This is a genomic window from Billgrantia aerodenitrificans, assembly GCF_021404405.1.
Taxonomy (GTDB): domain Bacteria; phylum Pseudomonadota; class Gammaproteobacteria; order Pseudomonadales; family Halomonadaceae; genus Halomonas; species Halomonas aerodenitrificans.
Genome location: NZ_JABFTV010000001.1, coordinates 1 through 23783, shown reverse-complemented (window position 1 = coordinate 23783; position 23783 = coordinate 1). Strand labels below are relative to the sequence as shown.

The 23783-nt window shown below is 64.5% G+C and carries 26 protein-coding genes, 1 tRNA gene and 2 rRNA genes; 15 read left to right on the top strand and 14 right to left on the bottom strand.

Annotation, left to right across the window (positions count from 1 at the left end; genetic code table 11):
• Nucleotides 1–53 precede the first annotated feature (53 nt).
• The 3 genes from minE to minC are packed head-to-tail and all read right to left on the bottom strand — an operon-like array spanning nt 54 to nt 1908.
• Entirely contained in the window at nt 54–305 is a 252-nt protein-coding gene (minE, locus tag HOP59_RS00150) for a cell division topological specificity factor MinE (protein WP_010630224.1), read from the bottom strand.
• A complete protein-coding gene (minD, locus tag HOP59_RS00145) occupies nt 302–1120 on the bottom strand; it encodes a septum site-determining protein MinD (protein ID WP_010630225.1) in 819 nt (272 codons plus the stop codon). Before minD ends, minE begins: the two co-directional genes overlap by 4 nt.
• A gap of 53 nt (nt 1121–1173) precedes the next feature.
• Nucleotides 1174–1908, bottom strand: a complete 735-nt coding sequence (gene minC, locus HOP59_RS00140; RefSeq protein ID WP_010630226.1) for a septum site-determining protein MinC — start codon at nt 1906–1908, stop codon at nt 1174–1176.
• Nucleotides 1909–2186: 278 nt separating this feature from the next.
• On the opposite strand from minC, the gene HOP59_RS00135 reads away from it, so the two are divergent.
• Nucleotides 2187–4970 carry a DUF349 domain-containing protein gene (locus HOP59_RS00135; RefSeq protein ID WP_010630227.1) on the top strand — a complete coding sequence of 928 codons (2784 nt, stop codon included), beginning with the start codon at nt 2187–2189 and terminating at the stop codon, nt 4968–4970.
• A gap of 59 nt (nt 4971–5029) precedes the next feature.
• Here HOP59_RS00135 and phbB read toward each other — a convergent pair whose 3' ends face one another.
• The gene (gene phbB / locus HOP59_RS00130) at nt 5030–5776 is read right to left on the bottom strand and encodes an acetoacetyl-CoA reductase (RefSeq protein WP_234252349.1); all 747 of its coding nucleotides are present in this window, start codon (nt 5774–5776) and stop codon (nt 5030–5032) included.
• Nucleotides 5777–5975: 199 nt separating this feature from the next.
• Here phbB and HOP59_RS00125 point away from each other — a divergent pair.
• Nucleotides 5976–6052, top strand: a tRNA-Met gene (locus HOP59_RS00125).
• A gap of 278 nt (nt 6053–6330) precedes the next feature.
• On the opposite strand, the gene HOP59_RS00120 is transcribed toward HOP59_RS00125, so the two are convergent.
• The 3 genes from HOP59_RS00120 to HOP59_RS00110 all read right to left on the bottom strand — a co-directional run bounded on the left by HOP59_RS00120 (nt 6331) and on the right by HOP59_RS00110 (nt 8955).
• Nucleotides 6331–7200: a protein phosphatase 2C domain-containing protein gene (locus tag HOP59_RS00120; RefSeq protein ID WP_234252348.1), complete on the bottom strand. Its 870-nt coding sequence runs from the start codon at nt 7198–7200 to the stop codon at nt 6331–6333.
• On the bottom strand, nt 7190–8170 hold the full coding sequence (locus HOP59_RS00115) for a kinase (protein ID WP_010630230.1): 981 nt from the start codon (nt 8168–8170) through the stop codon (nt 7190–7192). The genes HOP59_RS00120 and HOP59_RS00115 overlap by 11 nt, the downstream gene beginning before the upstream one ends.
• A 116-nt stretch (nt 8171–8286) precedes the next feature.
• Complete coding sequence (locus HOP59_RS00110; protein ID WP_010630231.1) at nt 8287–8955, bottom strand: vWA domain-containing protein; 669 nt, start codon at nt 8953–8955, stop codon at nt 8287–8289.
• Between the two features lie 199 nt (nt 8956–9154).
• Between HOP59_RS00110 and HOP59_RS00105 the strand changes: the two genes are divergently transcribed.
• Nucleotides 9155–10087: a tetratricopeptide repeat protein gene (locus HOP59_RS00105; RefSeq protein ID WP_026038343.1), complete on the top strand. Its 933-nt coding sequence runs from the start codon at nt 9155–9157 to the stop codon at nt 10085–10087.
• A 61-nt stretch (nt 10088–10148) separates the two neighbouring features.
• On the opposite strand, the gene HOP59_RS00100 is transcribed toward HOP59_RS00105, so the two are convergent.
• Complete coding sequence (locus HOP59_RS00100) at nt 10149–11327, bottom strand: MalY/PatB family protein (RefSeq protein WP_234252347.1); 1179 nt, start codon at nt 11325–11327, stop codon at nt 10149–10151.
• A 33-nt stretch (nt 11328–11360) separates the two neighbouring features.
• Between HOP59_RS00100 and HOP59_RS00095 the strand changes: the two genes are divergently transcribed.
• From HOP59_RS00095 to HOP59_RS00060, 8 genes are all read left to right on the top strand, one after another.
• A complete protein-coding gene (locus tag HOP59_RS00095) occupies nt 11361–11795 on the top strand; it encodes a hypothetical protein (RefSeq protein ID WP_234252785.1) in 435 nt (144 codons plus the stop codon).
• A gap of 20 nt (nt 11796–11815) precedes the next feature.
• On the top strand, nt 11816–12631 hold the full coding sequence (locus HOP59_RS00090) for a hypothetical protein (RefSeq protein WP_234252337.1): 816 nt from the start codon (nt 11816–11818) through the stop codon (nt 12629–12631).
• 79 nt (nt 12632–12710) lie between these two features.
• Complete coding sequence (locus tag HOP59_RS00085) at nt 12711–13124, top strand: acyl-CoA thioesterase (protein WP_010630236.1); 414 nt, start codon at nt 12711–12713, stop codon at nt 13122–13124.
• Nucleotides 13121–13591 (top strand): Cys-tRNA(Pro) deacylase, encoded by a 471-nt coding sequence (gene ybaK / locus HOP59_RS00080; protein ID WP_010630237.1) that lies wholly within the window; start codon nt 13121–13123, stop codon nt 13589–13591. Before HOP59_RS00085 ends, ybaK begins: the two co-directional genes overlap by 4 nt.
• A gap of 85 nt (nt 13592–13676) precedes the next feature.
• The gene (locus HOP59_RS00075) at nt 13677–14006 is read left to right on the top strand and encodes a hypothetical protein (protein WP_010630238.1); all 330 of its coding nucleotides are present in this window, start codon (nt 13677–13679) and stop codon (nt 14004–14006) included.
• The gene (locus HOP59_RS00070; RefSeq protein WP_026038345.1) at nt 13978–14499 is read left to right on the top strand and encodes a DUF501 domain-containing protein; all 522 of its coding nucleotides are present in this window, start codon (nt 13978–13980) and stop codon (nt 14497–14499) included. Before HOP59_RS00075 ends, HOP59_RS00070 begins: the two co-directional genes overlap by 29 nt.
• Nucleotides 14500–14578: 79 nt before the next feature.
• On the top strand, nt 14579–15136 hold the full coding sequence (locus tag HOP59_RS00065) for an LOG family protein (RefSeq protein ID WP_010630240.1): 558 nt from the start codon (nt 14579–14581) through the stop codon (nt 15134–15136).
• Between the two features lie 10 nt (nt 15137–15146).
• Nucleotides 15147–16118 carry an NAD(P)H-quinone oxidoreductase gene (locus HOP59_RS00060; RefSeq protein ID WP_010630241.1) on the top strand — a complete coding sequence of 324 codons (972 nt, stop codon included), beginning with the start codon at nt 15147–15149 and terminating at the stop codon, nt 16116–16118.
• Here the strand turns inward: HOP59_RS00060 and HOP59_RS00055 are convergent.
• A complete protein-coding gene (locus HOP59_RS00055; protein WP_010630242.1) occupies nt 16102–16623 on the bottom strand; it encodes a 3'-5' exonuclease in 522 nt (173 codons plus the stop codon). The two genes, HOP59_RS00060 and HOP59_RS00055, sit on opposite strands and share 17 nt — an antisense overlap.
• A 54-nt stretch (nt 16624–16677) precedes the next feature.
• Entirely contained in the window at nt 16678–17196 is a 519-nt protein-coding gene (locus tag HOP59_RS00050; protein WP_010630243.1) for a tetratricopeptide repeat protein, read from the bottom strand.
• A gap of 241 nt (nt 17197–17437) precedes the next feature.
• Here HOP59_RS00050 and HOP59_RS00045 point away from each other — a divergent pair, with 241 nt between their 5' ends.
• Both HOP59_RS00045 and yaaA read left to right on the top strand, forming a co-directional pair.
• Nucleotides 17438–18469, top strand: a complete 1032-nt coding sequence (locus tag HOP59_RS00045; protein WP_010630244.1) for an NADP(H)-dependent aldo-keto reductase — start codon at nt 17438–17440, stop codon at nt 18467–18469.
• Between the two features lie 111 nt (nt 18470–18580).
• Nucleotides 18581–19360, top strand: coding sequence for a peroxide stress protein YaaA (yaaA, locus tag HOP59_RS00040; protein ID WP_010630245.1), 780 nt, complete (start codon nt 18581–18583; stop codon nt 19358–19360).
• A 20-nt stretch (nt 19361–19380) separates the two neighbouring features.
• Here the strand turns inward: yaaA and HOP59_RS00035 are convergent, their stop codons facing one another.
• On the bottom strand, nt 19381–19956 hold the full coding sequence (locus HOP59_RS00035; protein WP_010630246.1) for an isochorismatase family protein: 576 nt from the start codon (nt 19954–19956) through the stop codon (nt 19381–19383).
• A 97-nt stretch (nt 19957–20053) separates the two neighbouring features.
• On the opposite strand from HOP59_RS00035, the gene HOP59_RS00030 reads away from it, so the two are divergent.
• Both HOP59_RS00030 and HOP59_RS23540 read left to right on the top strand, forming a co-directional pair.
• Nucleotides 20054–20866, top strand: coding sequence for a Tim44 domain-containing protein (locus HOP59_RS00030; RefSeq protein ID WP_010630247.1), 813 nt, complete (start codon nt 20054–20056; stop codon nt 20864–20866).
• A 373-nt stretch (nt 20867–21239) separates the two neighbouring features.
• The gene (locus HOP59_RS23540) at nt 21240–22949 is read left to right on the top strand and encodes a methyl-accepting chemotaxis protein (protein WP_035592090.1); all 1710 of its coding nucleotides are present in this window, start codon (nt 21240–21242) and stop codon (nt 22947–22949) included.
• A 6-nt stretch (nt 22950–22955) separates the two neighbouring features.
• On the opposite strand, the gene HOP59_RS00015 is transcribed toward HOP59_RS23540, so the two are convergent.
• The 3 genes from HOP59_RS00015 to HOP59_RS00005 form a co-directional block, all read right to left on the bottom strand.
• Nucleotides 22956–23315, bottom strand: a complete 360-nt coding sequence (locus tag HOP59_RS00015; protein ID WP_141638693.1) for a hypothetical protein — start codon at nt 23313–23315, stop codon at nt 22956–22958.
• A 154-nt stretch (nt 23316–23469) separates the two neighbouring features.
• Nucleotides 23470–23585: ribosomal RNA gene (gene rrf / locus HOP59_RS00010) — 5S ribosomal RNA — on the bottom strand.
• Between the two features lie 105 nt (nt 23586–23690).
• Nucleotides 23691–23783 (bottom strand): 23S ribosomal RNA (locus HOP59_RS00005); the annotation flags it as partial.

The following is a 23783-nucleotide window of genomic DNA, read 5'->3' as shown; positions in this document are numbered from 1 at the left end:
CGGGCACCGCTCGTACGACTAGCGAGTCGCAGCCGGACTCGTTCAGCCGCCGTCTAACTGCGCGGCAGCGTGACGTTGAGTTCCAGCACCGAACAGTTGTCTTCACTGTCCAGGCTGATGTTGATGGCGTCGTCGTCCACCTGGACGTAACGGCGAATCACCTCGAGCAGCTCCTTCTCCAGCATCGGCATGTAGTCGGGCTGGCCACGCTGGCTGCGCTGATGCGCGACGATGATCTGCAGCCGCTCCTTGGCTACCGAGGCGGTCTTCTTTCGTTCTCGCTTCAGAAACTCCAGCAACTTCACCGGCGACCTCCTCCGAACATACGGCTCAGCAGGCTCTTCTTCTGGAACTCGTGGAAGCGCAGCGGCACTTCCTCTCCGAGTAGACGCGAGACGGTATCCATGTAGGCTTGCCCCGCATCGCTGTTGTCATCGTGGGTCACGGGCACGCCCTGGTTGGAAGCGCGCAGCACCGCCTCGGATTCAGGAATCAGGCCGATCAGGTCGATGGCCAGGATTTCCCGGATATCGTCGAGGTTGAGCATGTCACCGTGATCGACCCGCGCCGCGTTGTAACGCGTGATCAGCAGGTGCTCCTTGACCGGATCCTCGCCGCGCTCGGCGCGCCGCGTCTTGGAGGCGAGCAGCCCCAGGATGCGATCGGAATCGCGCACCGAGGAGACCTCGGGGTTGGTGACCACGATTGCCTCATCGGCGTAGTACATGGCCAACTGGGCACCGCGCTCGATGCCGGCCGGGGAATCGCACAGGATGTAGTCGAAATCCTTACCCAGGTTTTCGAGCACCCGCTCGACGCCCTCGGAGGTCAGCGCATCCTTGTCGCGGGTCTGGGAGGCCGGCAGGATGTGCAGGTTGTCGACTCGCTTGTCACGAATCAGGGCCTGATTGAGTCCGGCTTCGCCCTGGATCACGTTGACCAGGTCGTAAACCACGCGACGCTCGCAGCCCATGATGAGATCGAGGTTGCGCAGCCCCACGTCGAAGTCGATGACAACGGTCTTGTTGCCTCGCAGCGCAAGCCCAGTGGCGATGGCCGCTGCGCTGGTGGTCTTGCCGACCCCTCCCTTGCCTGAGGTCACTACGATGATCTTGGCCAAGTTACACATTCCTTTGAATGGACGATGGATGACGAAAATAGAGCGCGGCGCGACTAGACCAGCGAGGTGATGCCCAACTGGGCATCGCGCAGCACGACCTGCACCGAGGAGCCAAGCAGGTGCGGGTCGATGTCTTCGAGACGCTTGTAGGTGCCTGCCACCGAGAGCAGCTCGGCGCGCAGTTCACGGCAGAAGATACCCGCGTCGGTATCGCCATGAATGCCGGCCAGCGCACGACCGCGCAGGGCGCCATAGACATGGATACTGCCCGCTGCCAGCACTTCGGCACCCGCGTTGACGGCCCCGATGACCACCAAATCGCCTTCCGGAGCGCTGACCTGCTGGCCGGAACGCACCGTGCCGCGATAGATACGACCGCCGCTTGCCACTCCGGGTTGCTTCGCCGCCTCCGGTGCCGGCGCTTCGGTAGATGGCACCTCCTCGAGCGTGCGAGCCCGCGTGGCATCGGTGGGCGGGAACCAGCCCAGCCCCAGCGCCCAGGCCGACTGCTTGACGGGATCGGCACCACCGCGCACGGCCACCGGCAACAGCTTGTGGGTGCGACACACGGCACAGATTCGCTCCAGGGCCAGGTGGGGCTCATCCAGCTTTTCTACGCTGAGAACGACAGGTGTATGCTGAAAGAATGCGGGGGATTGGCTGAGCTTGCCTGACAGCTGCTCACGGATGCGTTCGGGGTCGGCGCTTGCCAACTCCATGACCGTCATGGGCAGCATGCCCCCCTTGAAGGTGAATGCCATCTCTGCCCTGTCCACTTTGAGGCTCATTGCCGGACTCCACTGGGGTGTTGTCGGGTCGTGGGACTAAAGCTAAGCGACTCCCATCCCCCCTGCAACTGGTGATACGGCCAGCCGCAGCCCTCCGGCGCCTGCCGACATTTGCCGATACTGACCGATGCTTGCCCGCACCCTGCTGTTCCGACGGACTTTTCCACAGCGGCGGCGCGTGCTTAGATAACATACATTAGTCGAAAGACGCCACCTCGACAGCAATAAAAACGGCCTGCGCAGCCTGGCCGCTGCGCCTCTCAATCTCAGGATGCCCCATGCCCGGATTCCTCAGCCGCCTCTTCGCCCCACGCTGGCGGCACCCCGATGCCCAGATTCGACGACAGGCCATCGCCCGGCTCGACCCGGCTCGACCCGACCAGCGCCAGGCGCTGGAAGCGCTGTGCCTCGATGCGGACGCCTCGGTCCGCCGGGCGGCGCTTGACAGGATCGACTCGGTCGACACCCTGCTTGCCCTGGTGCAGCGCCAGCCGGATCAGCCCGAGCTGCTGGGGCGCCTGGTCGCTCTGATCACCGGGCAGGCCGGCAGCCTGGACCTCTCCCAGCGCCTGCGCTACGTGGCATCCATCGACAACCGCGTCCTACTTTCGCGAGTGGCCCTGGAGGGTGACAACCAGCAGCTGCGGCTGGCCGCCGTGGAGCGTTTATCGGCAGAAGAGGACTTGGTCGAACAGGCCTGCGAGAACGGCATTGCCGCCGTACGCCATGCCGCAGCCGCCCGCGTGACCAGCGAAGAGGGCCTTCAGCGTCTGGCCCAGCAGGCGCGCCGGGATCGTCAGGTCATGCGCCAGGCGCGTGAACGCCTGAACCGACTACGTAACGATGCGGCCACGCTGGCAGCGGCACGCGAGCAGCGGGAAAGTCTGCTGATGAAGCTGGAGGCCCACGCCCGCGCGCCCTGGGAGCCCCTCTATGCCGGCCGCTTCCGCCACTTGGTGCGTGCCTGGGAAGCGCTCGGCGACCTGCCCGACGCCGCACAGGAGCGTCGCTTCCAGGATGCCAGCTTGGGTTGCCGCAAGACCCTCTCGGATCACGAGGCCCGCGAGCACGCCAACGCTGCGACCGACCGACGCCGCGAGCAGGCCGCCGAAGCACGCGAGTCGCTGCTCGAAGCGCTGGAAGAGAGCCTTGCCGGCCTGCCACGCGGCGACCGCCTTACCAGCCAGGACATCGCCAGCCTGCGCTCTCAGAAGATCCTGCTGGCCAATCGCTGGCAGACCCTCTCGGACCTGCACGTGACCGACGCAGCGCTGCGCAAGCGCTATGACGCGATTCTGGCGGACTATGACCATGTGCTGCGGACCTGGGAGCGCTTCGAAGCGCATGCCGCCGACATCGAACGGGCGCTGCAGGAACAGGACGTCGAATCTCTGACCAGCGCCGTCGAAGCCTGCCAATGGCCGAACGAGCTGCCACCTCCGCCGCCGCTGACCCGTGCCCGGCTGCTGCTGGCAGGCCAGGAGCATGCAACGGAAGAGGGACAGGAGGCGCGGCTCGCGCGCTTTACCCAAGACCTCGAGCAGCTCGAAAGACTGTTGGATCGCGGCGAGTTCAAGGGTGCCAGTCGCCTGCACCAGAGCCTGAAACACCGCGCCGACACCCTGCCTTCGGCGAAGCTGCACCCGCATCAAGCGATGCTCAAGCGGCTCGGCGCTCGCCTGGCCGAACTGCGCGACTGGCGTGGCTACGTTGCCGGCCCCAAGCGCGAGCAGCTGTGTCAGGCCATCGACCAATTGGCCGACGACAACGGCATCACGGATGCCGAACTCGACCGCCGCCACCGTCAACTGGTGAGAGACTGGAAGGAGCTGGGCGATGCCGCGGCCAGCCGCGAGCTCTCCGAGCGCTTCCGCAGCGCCTCCGACCGCATACACGAGCGCCTGGCACCCTGGCATGAACGGCAGGCCGAGGAACGGATACGCAATCTCGAGGCGCGTACCAGCCTGTGCGAACAGCTCGAAGCCCTGCTCGACGCCCCTGCCAACGATGCCGACCCGGATGCCCTGCGGCATATCCGCGACCAGGCGCGTGAAGAGTGGCGTCGCCATTCGCCGGTGCCGCGCGATCAGGCGCAGGCCATCGGACGACGCTTCGGCCGCATTCGCTTCGCCTTGCAGGGACTCATCGACCAGCGCGCCAAGGAAGTCGCCGACGCCAAGCGCACCCTCGTCGACGAGGCGCACGCTCTCATCGAGCAAAAGATGCCTTCTGACACACGGGCCGAGAAAGCCAAGGCGCTTCAGCAGCTCTGGCGCGAGCTCGGTCGCGCGCCGCGCGGGGAGGAGCAGACGCTGTGGCGCGAATTCCGCACAGCCTGCGACCAGATCTTTGCCATGCGTGAGGCTCAGCGCGATGACCGTGCCCAGCAGGCGCGTCAGCGCCTGGACGACATGCAGGTGCTCATCGACCGCCTGGACGCCTGGCAGCCCAGCCGCTCCAGCGACGGCCACGTGCTGGAGCAGGCGATCGAGCATGCCACGGCGCTGGAGCCGCTCCCTTCTGGGCGCCGCACGGAAGGCATGCGCCGGCGCTGGAGCGGCATCGTGCGCACACGGCGCGAGCGACTGGCACGCCTGGCCGTGGTGGAAGAAGTACAGCGCTGGCAGGCCTTCCGGCCGCTACTCGATGCCCACCTGAGCGCCGATGCCGACTGGCTCGAGAACGACGTCATGACCGAGGTCCCCCTCGACTCCGCCGCATCGCTACCCGAAGACATGCGCCGTGCGCATGAGCAGCGTAACGCCGCCAGGAGAAATCCGCCCTCCGCCGAAGAGGTTCAGGAACAGCTGGCGCGCCTGCGCGTGCACCTCTCACTGCTGGCCATGGGGCGGGTCAGTCAGCATGACGAACCGCTGCGCCTGGCCATTCAGGTCGAGCGTCTCAATGAAGGCCTGGGGCGCGACCTGAGTCAGGCCGAAGAAGTCCGCATCGTGCTACGCAACCTGCTGGCCACCGGGCCGGTCTCCCCCGAGCAGTGGCAGCGCGAGGTGGGAGAGTTCGATTCGCTGCTGGCACGCCTGACGCGCCTGCCGCCGCCCTGACCGCTGCGCACGGACACGAAAAAGGGAGGCCCACGCCTCCCTCAATCCTGCCGACTCCCTCAGCCCATGAACTGGCCACCGTTGATGTCGATGTTGGCGCCGGTAATGAAACCCGACTCCTTGTCGGCCAGGAATACCACCAGTCTGGCGATCTCCTCCGGTGTGCCGTAGCGCTTCACGGGGATCGTCTCGCGAATCGCTTCCCGCACGTTCTCGGGAATCTTCATGATCATGTCGGTGGCGATGTAGCCGGGCGACACGGTATTGACGGTGATGCCCTTGGTAGCGGTCTCCTGGGCCAGCGCCATGGTCAGGCCGTGCATGCCGGCCTTGGCCGCCGAGTAGTTGACCTGACCGAACTGACCCTTGCGGCCGTTGATCGAGGAGATGTTGATGATGCGCCCATACTTCTGCTCGAGCATGCCCTCGATGACGCTGCGGCAGGTGTTGAATACGGTATTGAGGTTGGTATCGATGACTTCGTGCCACTGCTCGGGCGTCATTTTCTTCATCGTGCCGTCGCGCGTGATGCCGGCACAGTTGACCAGAACGCTGATCGGCCCGTGGGCCTCTTCGATCTCCCTGACTCCGGCTTCACACGCCTGATAGCTGGTGAGATCCACACCTGACAAGGAAATGTTGTCGAATCCATCGGCCTTTTGGGTCTCGAGCCAGGTCTTGGCCTTCTCCGGGTTGTGGTATCCCGCCACCACGTGGTAGCCCGCTGCCGCCAGTGCGCGGCAAATCGACGAACCGATCCCCCCGGTTCCGCCAGTGACCCACGCTACGGGTGCTGATTGAGTCATATTCCACCTCCCTGATTCATGACGCTTGTATTCGCAGTGCTTGGCCTGGCGCAGCAGGCCAGCCACAACAGGATGCTGGCAGAAGGCATCGCCTTCAAGTTGCTCCCTAATGATTATGGACACATGCGCTGCGCTTGCACTAACAACGTCCCCCACCTTGACACAGCACAGAAAAAGCGTAGAATTCGCCTCACGTTGATGCGGGGTGGAGCAGTCTGGTAGCTCGTCGGGCTCATAACCCGAAGGTCGTCGGTTCAAATCCGGCCCCCGCTACCAAGTTCGAAAAAGCCGAGGCCAAAAGCCTCGGTTTTTTATTGCCCGCACGGGCGCTGCACCGACGAGCGTCGGCTCGCTCTCGATTCAAGGTCAGCGGCCCCCGCAACCAAGTTCGAAAAAACCGAGGCCATAAGCCTCGGTTTTTCATTGCACGCACGGGCGCTGAACCGACGACCGTCGGTTCGCTCTCCCTTCAGGGTCAGCAGCCGCCGCTACCCGATGCGAAAGCCGAGGCCACAAGCCTCGGCTTTATATTGCCCGTTAGAAAACATGATGCTTCAAGGCAGATCACGCGCTACCAACGCTATGCTGCGGTCATCGCCGCTGGTGCCGCGGCAGAAGTTCTCGCTGTAGAAGCGACGAATCAGGTCGCGCTGGCGCAGCTTGCCCCGGCGCAGATCGTCGAGCCAGTGGCTGAGCTGTCCTGAGACCTGCCCGCCGTCGAAGGCAACCAGCTTCTCGGCGGCGCCGTCGCTCATCAGGGCGATGCCGGTCAAAGCCGTCGTCGTCTCGATGCCGTACTGCACCTGCTCGAAGGCCAGGCGTTCATCGACGAAGAGGGTCTGGTTGGCAAACTCCCCCTTGCCGCGCTCGCCCAGCGTGCAGAGTCTGGGCATCAGCTCGGCCTCCTCATCCACAGCGTCCTGTGTCTCTTGCGCAGCGCTCACCGGCACCGCGCGCTCCAGCACCAGCTCGCCATCGCCCACCTTGAGCCACAGCAGTCTCTCGCGGCCGATCAGCGCCAGCAGCAGCGTGCAGCGCAGGTCGCGCACCGGCCGGCACTGCTCGGCCGCCCGATCGTGCAGCGTGCCCTTGGCATGGCGCACCAGCAGCCCGGCCAGCTGCGCCACGGCATCGGCCGTGGGCGCTTCGCGACCATCGAGCAGCCAGGCCAGCTGGGTCTCCAGCGTATCGGCCAGCCGCAGCATGGCACTGACCAGGGTGCGCGCACCGAGATCCGAGGCCGGCGAGCTGCCGGCGCCATCGGCCAGCACCAGCGCCGGGCGCGGCGCCGCCACCCCGCCTGCGGCGTCCTGGCAGGGCATGGGCGGCGTTTTCTCCACATGGCTCAGTCCGGCCGTGGCCACGGCCAGAGTCGACCAGCACGATGTGCTCTCACTCGGGAAGGCGGGTAACTCAGCGGGCATGCAGTACCTGCGAACGTTGGGGTCGGCCGGGCGTTGCCAGGTGCACGACATGCTTGCCGGCTGCCAACGCCTCGCGATAGTCGCTCAGCGCCGCGTGCCACTGCGGCAGCGTGGCCCGCTGAATGGGGGCGTCGGCCCCCACCGTGAAGGTGGTCACGAACATGTCGCGGAGGGTGTCGGGCAGTGCCTGCCAGAGGTCGTACCAGACCCCTTGAGGCACATCGCGCTGTCCGCGGCCGTAGGCGAAGTTGCCGCGCCTCAGGTTACGCACCGGGTCGTCGCCGCCGACGATGTCGTAGGGATGGCGCCCCAGCATCAGGCACTTGAACAGCACGATGGCCAGCGAGAAGGCCTCGCTGCGCGGCGTGCGGATGGTATGGCGGAAGGAGACGCCCTGATGCTCCTTGGGCGTCATGTCGGGGCTGCCGACGGGACAGGGATAGAAGGTACCGTCGAGGCGCAGTTGGTAGCTGTCGCAGTCAATCAGCGTGACCTGGTCGGATGAGGGCACGCAGAACACGTTGTTGAGGTTGTAGTCGCCGATGCACACCCCGGCCTCGTGCATCTGCTGCACGATCTCGACGAAACGGATCAGGTAGCCGACGATCCGGCGCCGGTCGAGGCCGGGAAAATAGCGCTGATAGAGCAAGGCGTGGGCGAGAAAGCTCATCTTCACGCCGCGCGCCCGGTACATGGCGAAACCGATCCAGCGATGACGTTCGTCAAAGACGCGGATCAGCGGCCAGCACACGTCGCGGGTCATGTGGGCGTCGCGCAGGATGCGCATGGCCTCGACCTTGCGGTGCAGCTCCTCGCCGCGCCTGTCGAGCACCTCTGGGTAGTACCACTTGACGATCACGTCGGGACGCTCGCGCAGGGCGAAGATCTCGCCCTCGCCACCGCGCTCCAGGCGCTTGCCGAGGCGGCGCTCCTTGCCCTGCGAATCCCTCACCACCAAAGCGGGCGTCACCACTCGACCTCCTTCGCCACCATGCCTGCCATCATTATCGAACCTTGGCCGGGCGGGCGGTAGTCAAGTCAGTGCCTGTTGCCGTCATCTCGTCGCGCATGCGCCTCGATATCCGTTCAGATGCTGTCCCAGCTATCGGTGGGTGGCAGCTTGACCTGCTCGGTCGTGGAAGAGGAGGCCGAGACACGGCTCATGCTGGCCGACAGCCACAGAAAGAACTCGCGAAACTTCAGGCCGTCCAGGCGCTTGGCCGGGCGCGTGGAGAAGGCGCTGAGCGCCTCGAGGTCGGCCTCTTCGACTCCCACCGGCATCACCACCAGCTTGCGCTGCTGGGCCAGGGCCCGTGCTCTGGCCGAAACGGCCTGCCACTGATCGGTGGGCACGCCATCGCTTATCACCACCAGCCAGGGCTGGTAGTAGGCGACACCGGCCTTGCGGTAGGCCGCGGTACGCTCTTCGAGGCGATCGAGCGCCAGCTCCATGGCACCGCCCAGCGGCGTGAGGCCGGAGGCGGTGAACTGCCGACACTGGGAAATGTTCATGGCCGTGGTGAAAGGCAACTGTTCGGTGACCTTGCCACCGGCGGTGATGACGCCGAGCTCGACGGAGCAGGCCGCCATGTCGTCCTCCTGAATGGCCGAGATGAAGGCCTGGACGCCGGCGTTCAGTTCACGGATCGGCGGGCCGAACATCGACGCGGAGGTATCCAGCACCAGCATGCATGCACAGCGAGGTGATGGGTTGTCGATCAGGTCGCTATCGCCGTTCAGTCGGTACGTTGCCATCCCATGGATCCTCATGTCTGGGGTGCCCGGCCCCGATTCGACCGGACGAACACGAGACTATCACAGCCCCGCCAGGGATGCCGCGCCCACCGTTGCAGACTGACCAACGCGCAGCCAGCGTACGCCTCAGCCTCTTGAATCCCGACGCCTTTACCCGCATCTTTCGAACGAACTCACCTCTTTGCGCAAGGCCAACGCCATGTCCATCGTCGATCCTCGCAGCGGCGCCCCCCTGACGGCGCCCCAAGACACCTCAGCACCTTCGCCCCAGGCGGCGCCCAGCGATGAGCAGTTGATCATCGACGTCGACCGCAACAACATCCAGCAGCTGCTGGAGTTCTCCATGCAGGTGCCGGTGCTGCTCGACTGTTGGGCACCATGGTGCCAGCCCTGCAAGGTGCTGATGCCGATACTGGAGAAGCTGACTCGCGAATATCGCGGCACCTTCATCCTGGCCAAGCTCAATATCGAGGAGAATCAGGAAATCGCCGCCCAGCTCGGCGTGCGCTCGGTGCCGGACGTCAAGTTGATCAGCCAGGGCGGGCTGGTGGATCACTTTCAGGGCGCGCTGCCCGAGAAGGAGGTCCGCGAGTGGCTGGCGCGCTACTTTCCGGCACCGGAAGATGCGCCGGCCAGCCCTGAAGAGCAGGCCGCCGAGGCCTTGGCTCAGGGCGACGCCGCCACGGCCCGTGCCATCTATGAACAGCTGATGCAGCAGAACCCCGAGCATTACCCCTATCAGGTAGAGCTGGCCCGGGCGCTGGTGGTGGAAGGCCGCGGCGAAGAGGCACTCGCCCTGCTCGACAACCTCCCCCCCGAGGAGCGGGACGCCGCCCCGGCACGTGGCGTGCGCGCCAGCATCGAGTTCCGCGAGGGGGCGCCAAGCGACGAGGAGCTGGCCGCCCTGGCCGGACGCGACGACAGCGAGGCTCGCTTCAAGCGCGCCATGCGCCAGATTGCCGATGGCGATTATGAAAGCGGCCTCGAGGGGCTGCTCGAGGTGATGCGCAAGGACCGCGCCTACGACGACGACGCGGCACGCAAGACCCTGCTGAGGGTGTTCGACGCCCTTGGCGCCGAGCATCCGCTGACCGTCACCTACCGGCGCAAGCTGTTCACCCTGCTCTACTGATACCGCCCCTTCCTGCGCGGGCCAGCGCCAGGGACATCCCCTGGCGCTGCCACTCACCTCTTCAGCCCTTCAGCACGCCGTCGAGGCGGGCCAGCCCCACTTCGAGCTGAGATGCGGTGGTGCCGAAGTTGAGCCGCACGAACCCCGGCCAGCCGAAGTCGGCCCCATCCGAAAGCGCCACCTTCGCCTCTTGCAGCAACACCTGCTGCGGCGAGCCCTGGTGACCGCCTAGCCCTTGAGCATGGCGCAGGTCGAGCCAGGCCAGATAGGTCGCCTCCGGCACGCTCATGCCAACGCCAGGCCACTGGGCAACCCGCTCGATCAGCGTCTGGCGATGGCCGCGCAGCGTCTGCAACAGCGCCTGCCGCCAATCATTGCATTGCCCGTAGGCTACCTCGGCGGCCACCAGCCCGAGCACGTTGACGTCCGGCAGCAGGCCACGTGCAGCCGCCGCGAAGCGCTGGCGCAACTCGCCGTTCGGAATCACCGCACAGGCGGCGGTGAGGCCGGCGAGGTTGAAGGTCTTGGAGGGCGCCCACAGCGTGATGATGCGTGCCGCAAGCTCGGGGAAAGCCGCCGCCAACGGGCGGTGCCGGGCGTCTTCATCCAGCAGCAGATCGCAGTGCAGCTCGTCGGAGACCACCAGCAGGTCGTGCCGCTCGACTAGCGCCGCCAGGCCGGCCAGCTCCTCGTGTCGCCAGACCCGCCCGGTGGGATTGTGCGGCTGGCACCACAGCAGCAGCCGGGTCTCGGAGGTGATGGCCGCCTCCAGCGCTGCAAGGTCGAGCCGCCATGGCTCGCCGGGGCCGGCTGGCTCGGCCAGAGCCACTTGCTGAGGCAGGCGTCCCGTGCGCTCGGCCACCTTGAGAAACGGCGGGTAGATGGGAGTGACCGTCAGCACGCCCTCACCCGGCTCGGTCAGCGCCAGGCTGGCCAGATGCAGCGCAGGGACCACGCCGGGAAGCCATAGCTGCCACTCCGGCTCGATGGCCCAGCCGTACTCCCGAGAACTCCACTCGCAGAGCGTCTGCTTGAGACTGTCGGGCACCGTCCCGTAGCCGAACACGCCATGGTCGACCCTCGCCCGTAGCGCCTCGATCATCTGAGGCGGCGAGGGAAAATCCATGTCGGCCACCCATAGCGGCAGGATGCTGGCATCATAGCGGTGCCATTTCTGCGAAGGCCAATCACCCCCCTCGGGGTGGCGTCGCTCGATGGGCGTGGCAAAATCGAACTCCATGTTCTTTCCTCGGAAGCAGATATGAGCGAAACCATGCCGCAAAGCGGCTTCTATGCCAAGGCACGCCGAGGCATGTCGGCAACGATCGCGCAGTGGCGGCGACTGGGGCAGGGCGACCCGGACCGCCTCGCATTGATCCTGGCCGAGACGGCGCGGGTCGCTCGCCTGGGCGACCCGGAAGCCACTCCCGACGGCAAGACCCTGGAGGCGTGGAGCCAATCCGATGCGGGCGACGACATCCCCCTGTGGGCAGCCCGTACCGCCACCTTCCTGCTGATGCAGATGCCGGCGCGTCCGGTACCGCAGAGTGACGACGAGGCCTGCGCCTGGGCCTACTGCTGGCTGCGCAACCGTGACTTCGCCAGCGTGGACGACGCGCGCGCCGCCCTGCCTGATCACCTGCAGGAGAAACTGCCCCATGCGGTGGGAGCCGCCTGGGCCGATCGCCAGGGCCTGCGCCTGGTATAGCCTCACCACAAGGAAGACCCATGGACGTCCCCTTGAGCTGGCAACTGGCCAAGCTCGCGGTATCGATTGGCATCGTGCTCGGGCTCTCGCTGGTTGCCGAGCGTGTCAGCACGCGCATGGCCGGCCTGCTCTCCGGCTACCCCCTGGGCACGGCAATTGCCCTGTTCTTCATCGGTCTGGAGATCTCGCCGGGCTTTGCCGCCGAGAGTGCCGTTTACAGCCTGGCGGGCTTCACCGCCACCATGGCGCTGGGGGCCGGTTATCTCATTTGCGGCAGGCACGACGGCCTGAAGGGGGTGCTCGCCGGCACAGCGGGAGGCCTCGTGGCCTGGTGGCTGACGAGCCTCACGCTGACGCGCTTCGAACTCGACCGTTTGAGCGGCACGCTGGTGACCCTTGCGGCCATCTTCATCTTTACCTGGCTCTATCGCCACGTACCGGAAACCCGCACCAAGGCACGCTCTGGCGGCTCGCGCTGGCAGCCACTGATACTGCGCGCCGGCCTTGCCACCGCCATCGTCTTCCTGGTCACCGGCCTGGCCCATGTGCTGCCAACGTCCTGGGCCGGTATGCTGGCGGCCTTTCCGATCTCGATGTACCCCCTGCTGGTGATCCTGCACCTCACCCACGGCGCCGCGCCGGCCGCCACGGTGATCAAGCACTATCCGGCCGGGCTCGGCGCGCTGCTCTGCTATGCCCTGTGCGTGTCGCTCACCTATGCCACCCTGGGTCTGCTGTGGGGCACTCTCGCGGGCTTCGCCGTGGCTACGCTGTGGCTGCTCGGGTGGATGCGACTCCAGGCCTGGTATGGCGCGAGACGGGCGACAGGCTCTTGACCTAGCGTTTGCTCGGGGCAATGCTGTCCACCTGCCAACGACACGCTACAAGACCACAAGACAGCAAAGGGACTCTCACATGTTCGTGCGTACCGTCGAACCCGCCTTCTACGACACCGATGCTCTCGGCCACGTCAACAACACCCGCCTGCCGGCCTGGTTCGAGCTGGCACGCAACGACCTGTTTCGCCTGTTCACGCCGGACCTGGATCCGCGCAAGTGGAAGCTGATCATGGCGCGCATGGAAGTCGACTACCGCGCCGAGCTGCACTACGGCAACGAGATCGAGATCCGCACCTACGTCTCGCGCCTCGGCAACAGCTCCTTCACCGTCACCCAGGAGGCGTGGCAGAAGGGCGAGCTGACCAATCTGGGCCATACCGTGATGGTGCACTTCGACCATGACACCAAGCGCGCAGTGCCCATCGAGGGCGAACTGCGCCAGGCACTCGAGGCCCATCTGCAGCCGCTCGAGGAGCCGACCGACGCATGACGCCCGCGGTCAAGGTGCTGGAGCGCGACGGCGCTCCCTTCGAACTGCTCGTCTACGAGCACGATCCCCGCGCCCCGGCTTACGGCGAAGAAGCCGCCAACGCCCTGGGGCTCGACCCGCAAAGCGTGTTCAAGACCCTCATCGCCCGTCTCGACGATGGGCGCCTGGCGGTGGGCATCGTGCCGGTGACCGGCCAGCTCGACCTCAAGGCGCTGGCCAAGGCGGCCGGTGCCCGGCGAGCGGGCATGGCCGAGGCGGCCGAGGCCGAGCGCGCCACCGGCTACGTGCTGGGTGGCATCAGCCCACTGGGGCAGAAGAAACGCCTGCCGACCTTTGTCGACGCCAGCGCCGAGGGCCTCGCGCGACTGCACGTCAGTGGCGGTCGCCGCGGCCTGGAGATCGCCCTGGCTCCTGCCGACCTGATCCGTCTGTGTCAGGCACGCCTGGCCCCGCTGGCCCGGATATGATTCCATCGTGAGCCGAAGTCGCTCTCCCGGAGTCAAATTTCCATGACCCGTCAGACGGGCCATTCATCGCCAGCAGGAGTCCTTTATGGCCATCCGCTACAACCTCTGGCTCGACCCTGACAACGTCGCCCAGCATCGTGCCGTGGAAGCCGACCTGGAGCGCTACTTCATGGAGCGTTTCGCCGACTACCCGCACATCCGCTTGTTCGGCGCCGACCCCTACGATTATGATGCGCCGTTCAATCGCCTCTACGACGTGCTGATGGCTCGGGCCAACGAGTACTGCGAACGCCAATGGCGCGGCTACGTGCCTACGCCCGAGCAGCTCAACCGGACCTTCTTTCGCGCCGTGGGCCGCTCCAACAAGTTCATCCGGGACCGCAACGATGGTGATCCAGACCGACCAGATGCCTGACGACCGCCAGCTCGCGATCATCGCCGAGCAACTGGGGCGCGCTCCGCGAGGCATCGAGGCCGTCGCCGCCGTGGACGGCGAAGGCACCCCGCTGGTGCTGCGCATGGCCCCCATCGTCGACGGCAAGCCGTTCCCCACCCTGTACTGGCTGAGCTGTGCGCGCCTCAAGGTCGAGATTTCCCGGATCGAAGCCAGCGGTGCCATCAAGCAGCTCGAGGCAAGACTGCAGGAAGAGCCCGATTTTCTCGCCACCTATCACGCCAGTCATCGCGACTACGTGGACAGGCGCTGGCGTTACATGAGTGATGTCCAGCGCGCCGAAGTCGAGCGGCTCGGCTATGCGGACGTCATGCGCGAACGCGGCATCGGCGGCATTGCCAACTGGGATCAAGTGCGCTGCCTGCACACCCAGTATGCTCACCACCTGTGCGGCAACAACGTCGTCGGCCAGTGGCTCGACGCCGAGTTCGGCGTGGCCGGCTGCCTGCCCTGATTCTTTTCCTTCGACGCTTCCACAGCCTCTCCCTGACGGGCGGCAGCTGCTACGATATGGGCTTGCCAAGGAGAAGCGCATGTCGAATTTCTGTGTCTACCTGGGCTCCCGCGATGGCCGGGACCCTGTCTTTCTGGAAGCCACCCGAGCCCTCGGCCACGAAATGGCTGCGCGCGGACACGGCCTCGTCTATGGCGGCGCCCGCATCGGCTTGATGGGAGCGCTGGCCAACGCCGTGCTGGAGAAGGGCGGCAACGTGATCGGTGTGATGCCCGACCACCTAGTGGAGCGCGAGCAGGCCCACGAGGGGCTGCCGACCCTGATCCGCGTGAACAACATGCACGAGCGCAAGGCCAGCATGGCCGCCCATGCCGACGCCTTCATCGCCCTGCCCGGAGGCATCGGCACCATGGAGGAGCTGTTCGAGGCCTGGACCTGGCAGTACCTGGGACTGCACGACAAGCCCATCGGCGTGCTCGACACTGCCGGTTTCTACAGCCCGCTGCTGGCGTTTCTCGACAGTACGGTGGAGCACGGTTTTCTCAACGGCCGCACCCGTGACAGCTTGATCGACGCCGCCGAGCCCGCCGCATTGCTGGATGCCCTGGAGGCTCGGCTCGCCGTATCCGTTACCTAGGAGAGCTGCCATGCACGCCATCGCCGTCGATCAGGAGCGCCTGGCCTGGCGCGAACAGCCCATCCCGCCAGGCCCCGCTGCCGGAGAGGTGCGCCTCGCGGTGGCCTGGGCCGGGGTCAATCGCGCCGACCTGATGCAGCGCGCCGGCCATTATCCACCGCCGCTCGGGGTCAGCGACGTGCTCGGCCTCGAGATCAGCGGCACGGTGAGCGAGGTCGGTCCCGGCGTCGATACGCTGCGTCCGGGAGAGCGGGTCTGCGCTCTGCTGGCGGGCGGCGGCTATGCCGAGGAGGTCGTGGTCGATGCACGGCAGGTACTGCCGATACCCGAGGGCCTGAACCTGTGCGAGGCGGCCGCGCTGCCCGAGGTGTTTGCCACTGCCTGGCTCAATCTGTTCATGGTGGGACAGCTGGCGGCCGGAGAGCGGGTCCTGCTGCACGCCGGTGCCAGCGGTGTCGGCACTGCCGCCATTCAGCTCTGCCGGGCCTTCGGCCACCCCTGCTTCGTCACGGCGGGCAGTGACGCCAAGCTTGCCGTCTGCCGAGAGTTGGGCGCCGATGCGGTTTTCAATCGCCATGAGGGCAGCTTCGCGGATGCCGTGAAGGCATGGGGCGGCGCCGACCTGATTCTCGACCCCGTGGGTGGCGCTTATCTGGCCGACAATCAGCGCGTGCTGAATGCCGACGGACGTCTGGTGCTGATCGGCCTGATGGGTGGGCGACACGCCGAGCTCGACCTGGGCCGCATGCTGATGAAACGCCAGCGGCTGATCGGCTCGACCCTGCGCGCCAAACCACCGGCGGCCAAGGGCGCCATCCTCGATGCGCTGAAAGCCCATGTCTGGCCGCGCCTTGCCAAGGGAGAGATTCGACCGCTGATCGATCGTACCTGGCCGATCGACGAAGTCGAAGCCGCTCACGCCCATGTGCAGCGGGACGCCAATATCGGCAAGGTGCTGCTTGCGGTCAGCGGCGAGAGATAGAGGTGTCGGCGCTATCGTCGTCTTCGCGGGTGCGCAGATAGGTAAGTTGCAGCAGGCGGGCATCGTCTCCGGCGCGATGGCGCCGTATCCCCAGCTCTTTCACCAGGGCTTCCCGGGTGCGGTGCCACGCACCGAGCTGGCGTTCGCTGAGCAGAATGCGCAGTGCCTCGAGGCGAAAGGCGGGCAGCATGCCGGCATGGTGAAACAGCAGCGATAGCCAGGTATTGTCATAGCCCCAGCTATCGCTGTAAGCCACGCCGATCTCACTCAGTTCATCATTGAGCCAGCGCGCCACCTGGGCGATGGGTAGACCTTCACGCTGCAGACGTGCACGGGAAATGCCGTGCAGCAATTCGGCCTTGGGGTCCCAATGCGTCCACTCGTCCAGCGGCTGCACGAGGAAGGCGCAGCAGCTACCGTCGGCCCGTGCCAGGCCAATCTCGATGGGGTAGCTACCGCGCCCGAATCCGGACGCCTCGATATCCAGCAGTGTCGGCAGCGTCACGAATGGACGTATCCTCGAAAGCAGAGCCGCGTACAGAAGCGGCGGTAAGTGGGGTTAGTGTCGGGCTTGAGTGTCGTCTCTGTCCAGCTCGCCACACTCCAGACCCGCATGCCGGTCGGCGAGCGCCTGCCAATGGGCGGCTTGAACTCTGTCCACCGGCAGCCCCAGCTCACCCAGGCGATAGGCTTGCGCCAGGCGCACGGCGGCAAGCGGATGCCCTGCCTCAGCGGCGCGGGCATACCAGGTCACGGCACTCGCCTCACGGCGAGGATACTGAGCACAGCCGTGTTCGAGGATCCGCCCAGCCTGGTATTGAGCCTTGAGGTTGCCGGCCTGCGCAGCCTCGAGCACGTAGCGAGCGCCACGCGCCTTGTCCTGAGGGCTGACCCCACGCTGGAAGAGCATATGCCCGTAGAGCGAAAGCGCACCGGGATGACCGGCATCGGCGCAGCGCTCGAAGAGGTGCATGGTCAAACGCTGGGTACGCGGAGAGCGTGGCAACCAGCGTGTGTGAAACAGCTGTTCGGCAAGACGGTATTCGAGTCGGGTGAACAGTGATGATGCCTGCGTCATCGTGCAAACAACCTTGGGTTCGTCTGAAACCAGCCTGATGACGTGGCACCACCCTGTGGTCGTCGTCATGGCCTGTCTGAACTCGCCGCGGGACTCCGCCGGGGCCGCTTGAGGGTGGCCAGCATACGCCCGCCCCGCCGGCGACTCAACCCCTAGATTTGCTGCCTTGGTAGTGCTCGGCTAGCATGGCTCTGGATAGGCAACGAGCTCGCCACCGATTCGACTTTCAACAGGAGCGATGATGCAGACGCGACCGCTTGGCGACACGGGTATCGAGGTCAGCCGCCTGTGCCTGGGCACCATGACGTTCGGAGAGCAGAACAGCGAATCCGAAGCCCACGATCAGCTCGACCGTGCCGTAGCCTTCGGCATCAACTTCATCGACGCGGCCGAAATGTATCCTGTACCGCCCCGAGCCGAGACACAGGGGCGCACCGAGGCCTATATCGGCAGCTGGCTCAAGCGCCGTGAAAGCCGCGACGACGTGATCATCGCAACCAAGGTGACCGGCCCGGGCCTCGAGCACATCCGCGGCGGCCCACGCCTGAACAGGGAGCACATCCATCAGGCCATCGATGCCAGCCTCGAGCGGCTGCGCACCGACTACGTCGATCTCTACCAGCTCCACTGGCCCGAGCGTTCGACCAACTACTTCGGACGCCTGGGCTACGAGCACGACGAAGAGGAAAGCGCCGTCACGTTGGAAGAGACCCTTGCTGTGCTCAAGGAGCTGGTGGATGCCGGCAAGGTTCGCGCCATCGGTCTCTCCAACGAGACGCCGTGGGGGGTGATGAAGGCGCTGCAGCTCGCAGAACGGCTCGGTCTGCCGCGGGTTGCCTCGATCCAGAACCCCTACAATCTGCTCAATCGCTCCTTCGAGGTCGGTCTAGCCGAGATCGCCCATCGCGAGAACGTGGGCCTGCTGGCTTATTCGCCGCTGGCCTTCGGCGTACTCTCCGGCAAGTATCTGGATGGCGCCCGCCCCGAGAACGCTCGCCTCACGCTCTTCGAGCGCTTCAAGCGCTATACCTCGCCGCTGGCCGAACAGGCCACCCGTGCCTACGTCGACATTGCCCGCGAGCACGACCTCGACCCGGCCCAGATGGCGCTGGCCTTCGTCAATTCGCGTAGCTTTCTGACCAGTAACATCATTGGCGCCACCACCATGGAGCAGCTCGAGACCAACCTCGCCAGCGAGTCGCTGAAGCTAGAGCAGAGCGTGCTGGATGCCATCGAAGAGGTGCACCGGCGCATCCCCAACCCCTGCCCCTGAGGGGTTCGCCCGGTATCGGCGAGGGCTATCGCATCGATAGCCCCGTCTTCGCGCGGCGGTTGATATAATCACGCTTCGTTCGATTCGTCCCATCTGGTACAGGAGTGCCCCATGCTGAGCGTGATCTCGCCGGCCAAGACGCTGGACTTCGAGACCCCGGCCACCACGGCCACCCACTCGCAGCCGGATTTTCTCGACCACAGCCAGCGCTTGATCGAGATCCTGCGCGACTACTCCCCACAGCAGCTCAGCGAACTGATGGGCATCAGCGACAAGTTGGCGGGCCTCAACGCCGCCCGCTTCGCCGAATGGCACCCGCGCTTCACGCCCGACAACGCCAAGCCGGCGGCCCAGGCCTTCCAGGGCGACGTCTACGTGGGTCTCGAGGCTGCCTCTTTCAGCGACGCCGACAACGAGTTCGCCCAGCGCCATCTGCGCATTCTTTCGGGCCTGTATGGGCTGCTGCGGCCGCTCGATCTGATCCAGCCCTACCGCCTGGAAATGGGCACGCGGCTGGCCAATCCGGCTGGCAAGGACCTCTACGCCTATTGGCAGGGCACGCTGACCGAGGCACTCGATCGGGCCATTGCCGAAAGCGGCTCCAAGGTACTGGTGAACCTCGCTTCGAACGAGTATTTCAAGGCCGTCGACACCAAGCGGCTCGACGCCCGGGTGATCACACCGGTATTCAAGGACGAGAAGAACGGCAGCTACAAGATCATCAGTTTCTATGCCAAAAAGGCACGCGGCCTGATGGCCGCCTGGATGATTCGCCAGCGCCTGGACGATCCCGAAGCCCTCAAGAAGTTCGACGTGGCGGGCTACGCCTTCAATCCCGCCATGTCCGAGGGCGATACGCTGGTCTTCACTCGACGCGAAGCCCAACACTGAGCCCGATCAGTCACCATGTATCAGTAGAAGCGCAGCGGGCGCGAGGCGCGGGGCTTGAGAAAACGCCGGTGGATTTGACGGAAGCGCTCGTCGTCACAGCGCTCGAGCCACTCGTAGGCCACCATATCGGCCGTCACCGGCGTGGCGCCCGCCCCCGTCATCCGCTCACGGGCAAGGCTGGCCTCCTCGGCGCGCCGGCTGACGGACGCCTCGCTCAGCCAGTACACCTCATAGCCCGCTTCCAGCAGCCCGAGGCCGGTCTGCATCACGCAGATGTGCGCCTCGCTGCCGCACAGCACGATCTGACGCCTGCCGCTTTTTTCCAGCGCGGTGGCAAAATCCGACTCGGCATGGGCATTGAAGTGCACCTTTTGCCATAGGCGATAGTCCGGTAGCGCTTCCAGCAGCCGCGGCTCGCTGCCGCCCAGCCCCTCTGGATACTGCTCGGTCAGCCAGACCGGCACCTCCAGCTCACAGGCGAGCACGCCAAGCCACTGTGCTTCGGCAACGGCCTGGTTGCCGCCATCGATGACCGGCAGCAGTCCCGCCTGCAGATCGACGATCAGCAGCAAGCTGTTTTCACTCTTCAAGCGCATGGCTTTACCCCATTTTTTCAGCACTTTCCCCAGCATAGCCGCTAGAATGGAGCATCCAAATTCTACTTTTCCCTCAATCCTGAAGAGGAACCAAGCGATGCGTCACTTCCTGGTCATGCTCATGGTCGCCGTAATGGGCTTCGGCCTGGCCGTCGAACATGCCGAAGCCCGCCGCATGGGCGGCGGCGGTAACGTCGGCAGCTTCTCCCGATCCGCTGATCGCCCGGCAGCCGCCCCCAACCAGGCCGCCCCGGCACGACAGGCTCAGCCCAGCCAGGCCGCCGGCTCTCGTATGCCCGGTATGCTGGGCGGCATGCTGGCAGGTGGTCTGCTGGCCGCGCTGTTCTTCGGTGGTGCCTTCGATGAGCTGCGCCTGATGGACATCCTGCTCATTGCCGGCCTCGGCTTCCTGCTGTTCCGGCTGCTGGCGCGTCGCCGTACCGCCGTGGCTGGCGGCCCTCAGCCAGCCGATAACCAGCCGCACGCTGCTCCCCAGGCCTTCCAGCCGGCACCGGGTGCTACCATGGGCGGCGCTTTCGACAGCCTTCCGGAGTGGTTCGATCGAGAGCGCTTCCTGTCCGGCGCCAAGGAGCACTTCATGACGCTGCAGCGCGCCTGGGACAACAATGACTTCAGCGGCATTCAGGAGTACGTCACTCCCGAGCTCTACAATCTTCTGCGCGAGGAGCGCAGCAAGCATCCGGCCAACAATCGCACAGAGACCGTGCGCCTGTTCGCCGAGCTCGGTGACGTACGTGAAATCGGCAAGCAGGCCGAGGCCACCGTTATCTTCCACGGTATCCTCGACGAGAACGGCGAGCAGACCGAGTTCAACGAGACCTGGCACCTGGTTCGCGAGATGCGTGACGGCGCCCCGTGGTACCTGCAGGGCATCGAACAGAACAGCTGAGCACAGCCCCGTTGCAAATGGCCGGCGCAATGCCGGCCTTATTGTTTGTCATCCCAAAGACAACATAGGCCGATGATTTTTACGCATTTACTTAGGCCTTTTCATTAATCCAGACTATCAATACTCATCCAGAGATGATCCAAGTCTATGTAACTGTTGCAAATACCGGAACACAAAGGGCCTGGCTGAACGAAGCTTCAGAAGAACGCCGTTTTATAATCCCCCCCATCGGCCGATAACGCGTCTAGGCGCGTGGCAAGACCACCACAAGATCCCTCACCACGAGCCTTCCTTGACGAGTGTCCCAATCCCGCTCTCAAGCCTTCCCACTCGTATGCCATGGCGCAAAGAAGCCATGGAGGAGGATCTATCAATGACCCGAATGCTCCGTAATCTGTCCGTCAAGACGGGCCTGACAGCTGCCCTGGCCCTTCTGGCTACTGCCATCCTATGTTTGGCAGCCTTGGGTATGTACACAGGCCATCTGGGGGAAAGGACGCTCCGCCAGTTGGACGAGGCAAGCGTACACCAGCTGAATAACGTGTCACTGACACGTGCAAACATTAGCGACATGCAGCTCTATCTGCTTCAGGCTGCCACGGCTTTGAGCGACGAAGAGCCCACACGACTCACGATGCTGCTTGAAGAGTACGATGCTGCCAAGCATATAGCGGAGCAGCGCTTCAGCGTCTATCTCGACTCGCCTAAGGATGATGACCAAAGCGTAGCTTTCGAAACCAGCCTTCAGGCAGCGCTTACCACTCTGCTGGCCAGCTTGGAGCAACAGAGAAGCGCGCTCGCCATGGGCGATAGCGTGGCTTTTCAGGCCCTGATCACCAGAGTCGAGGAGCAGAAGAATACCTTTCGGAGTGAAAGCAGGCGTTTCTCCGACTTCGCAGACGAGCATGTCGATGCGTTAATCGATAATTACGAATCTACGGTGGCGTTTCTCGACTTGATAGAAATCATCGCTTTATTGTCTTCAATATTGCTCATCGTCTTGGTGCGCATTGCAATGGTGCGGGTGATTGTGCTGCCTCTACAGGAAGCCGTAGAGCACTTCGAGCGAATTGCCAAGAGCGATCTTTCTCATCGCATAGCCGATCGCGGTCGTAACGAGATCGGCAAGCTGTTTTCCGCCATGCAGCACATGCAAACCGGCCTCGGCCAGACCGTGGCCACCGTGCGCTCGAGCAGCGGCTCGATTCACGTCGGCGCCAGGGAAATCTCGCTGGGCAACACCGACCTTTCCTCACGTACCGAAGAGCAAGCCGCCTCGCTGCAGGAAACGGCTGCCAGCATGGACCAGCTGACCGCAACGGTTAAGCAGAATGCCGACAACGCCAGACAGGCGAGCACCCTCGCCAATGATGCCTCGACCACCGCCGGTCGGGGCGGCGAGGTGGTCGATGAAGTAATCGACACCATGCACGGCATTACCGAAAGCTCGCGCAAGGTCGTCGAGATCATCAGCGTCATCGACTCCATTGCCTTCCAGACCAACATTCTGGCACTCAACGCTTCCGTCGAAGCGGCGCGAGCCGGTGAGCAAGGTCGGGGGTTTGCCGTCGTTGCCGGAGAGGTACGCAACCTCGCCAGCCGTAGCGCCGAAGCAGCCAAGGAAATAAAGGCACTGATCGAAGCGTCGTCCGAGCAGATTCACAAAGGCTCGACCCTGGTCGAGAACGCCGGCACGACCATGCGCGAGGTGGTTGCATCAGTGCGCCGTGTCACCGACATCATGGATGAGATTTCCGCAGCTTCCCAGGAACAGAGCAGCGGTATCGAGCAGGTCAACATGGCGGTTTCGCAAATGGATCAAGTCACACAGCAGAACGCCGCTCTGGTGCAGGAAGCCTCGGCTGCTGCCGCCTCGCTGGAGGAGCAAGCGGCTCAGCTCGAGGCCGCAGTGGCGACCTTCCGTCTAGCTGAAGACACCAGCGACACTCAACGCCGTCCTGCGATCGAAACCCGCCTATCACAGGCAAGCGGTCAGTCTGTCTCGCTTCGCCACAACGCTACTCCGGCACACCGACCCAGGCTCGCCAACAGCAGCACCGTAGCCGAATGGGAAGAGTTCTAAGCGGCTTCAAGCCGTTGTGCCTGAGGTGCCTATTCCCACTTGCCCGGCCTCGTGCCGGGCTCTTCTTTTCGGACTGAGATCCTTCCTGGTCTCTTCTTCGATGTCATCCCCCACCTTTTCCAATCTCTCCTTCAGGCCTTCCATCGAGCGATCGATATTACGCGCAGTACTATCGCCTGCTTCAGGGGCTTTGGGGGCGTCACAGCCACCAAGATTGCCTAAAACAAGCAACACGAGTAAAACCGGCAGTAGGATTTTTTTCACAGTCATCGTCCTTGGCCACGCCCCTAGAGTGGCGCTGCTTAAATCGACCGCCTTTCTCCGCTCACGTTCCCAGGCTCCACGAAAAGGAACGAAACTCTTCATCTTGCTCACATTGAAGCTGGCCTACAGTAGAGGGAAGCTCAGCCCTGTGCCCATGAAAAAACCCCGAGCTCGGCTGAGCTCAGGGTTTGGATAGATAAGGGGCCTAAACGGCGAAACCCCGAGCACATTTCGTACTCGGGGTTTCTGAAGAAGTACCTGACGATGACCTACTCTCGCATGGGGAGGCCCCACACTACCATCGGCGCTGAGCGGTTTCACTGCTGAGTTCGGCATGGGATCAGGTGGTTCCCACTCGCTATGGTCGTCAGGCGAAAACGGTTGGAATCATGCTGACGCGATCGTCTCGTCCGTGCCATTCGGTCACGGGGCGTATCCGTCAATTGCGCGCGCAATGCGCAGACCCCTTGGGGTTATATGGTCAAGCCTCACGGGCCATTAGTACCGGTTAGCTCAACGCCTTGCAGCGCTTCCACACCCGGCCTATCAACCAGCTGGTCTCGCTGGGCC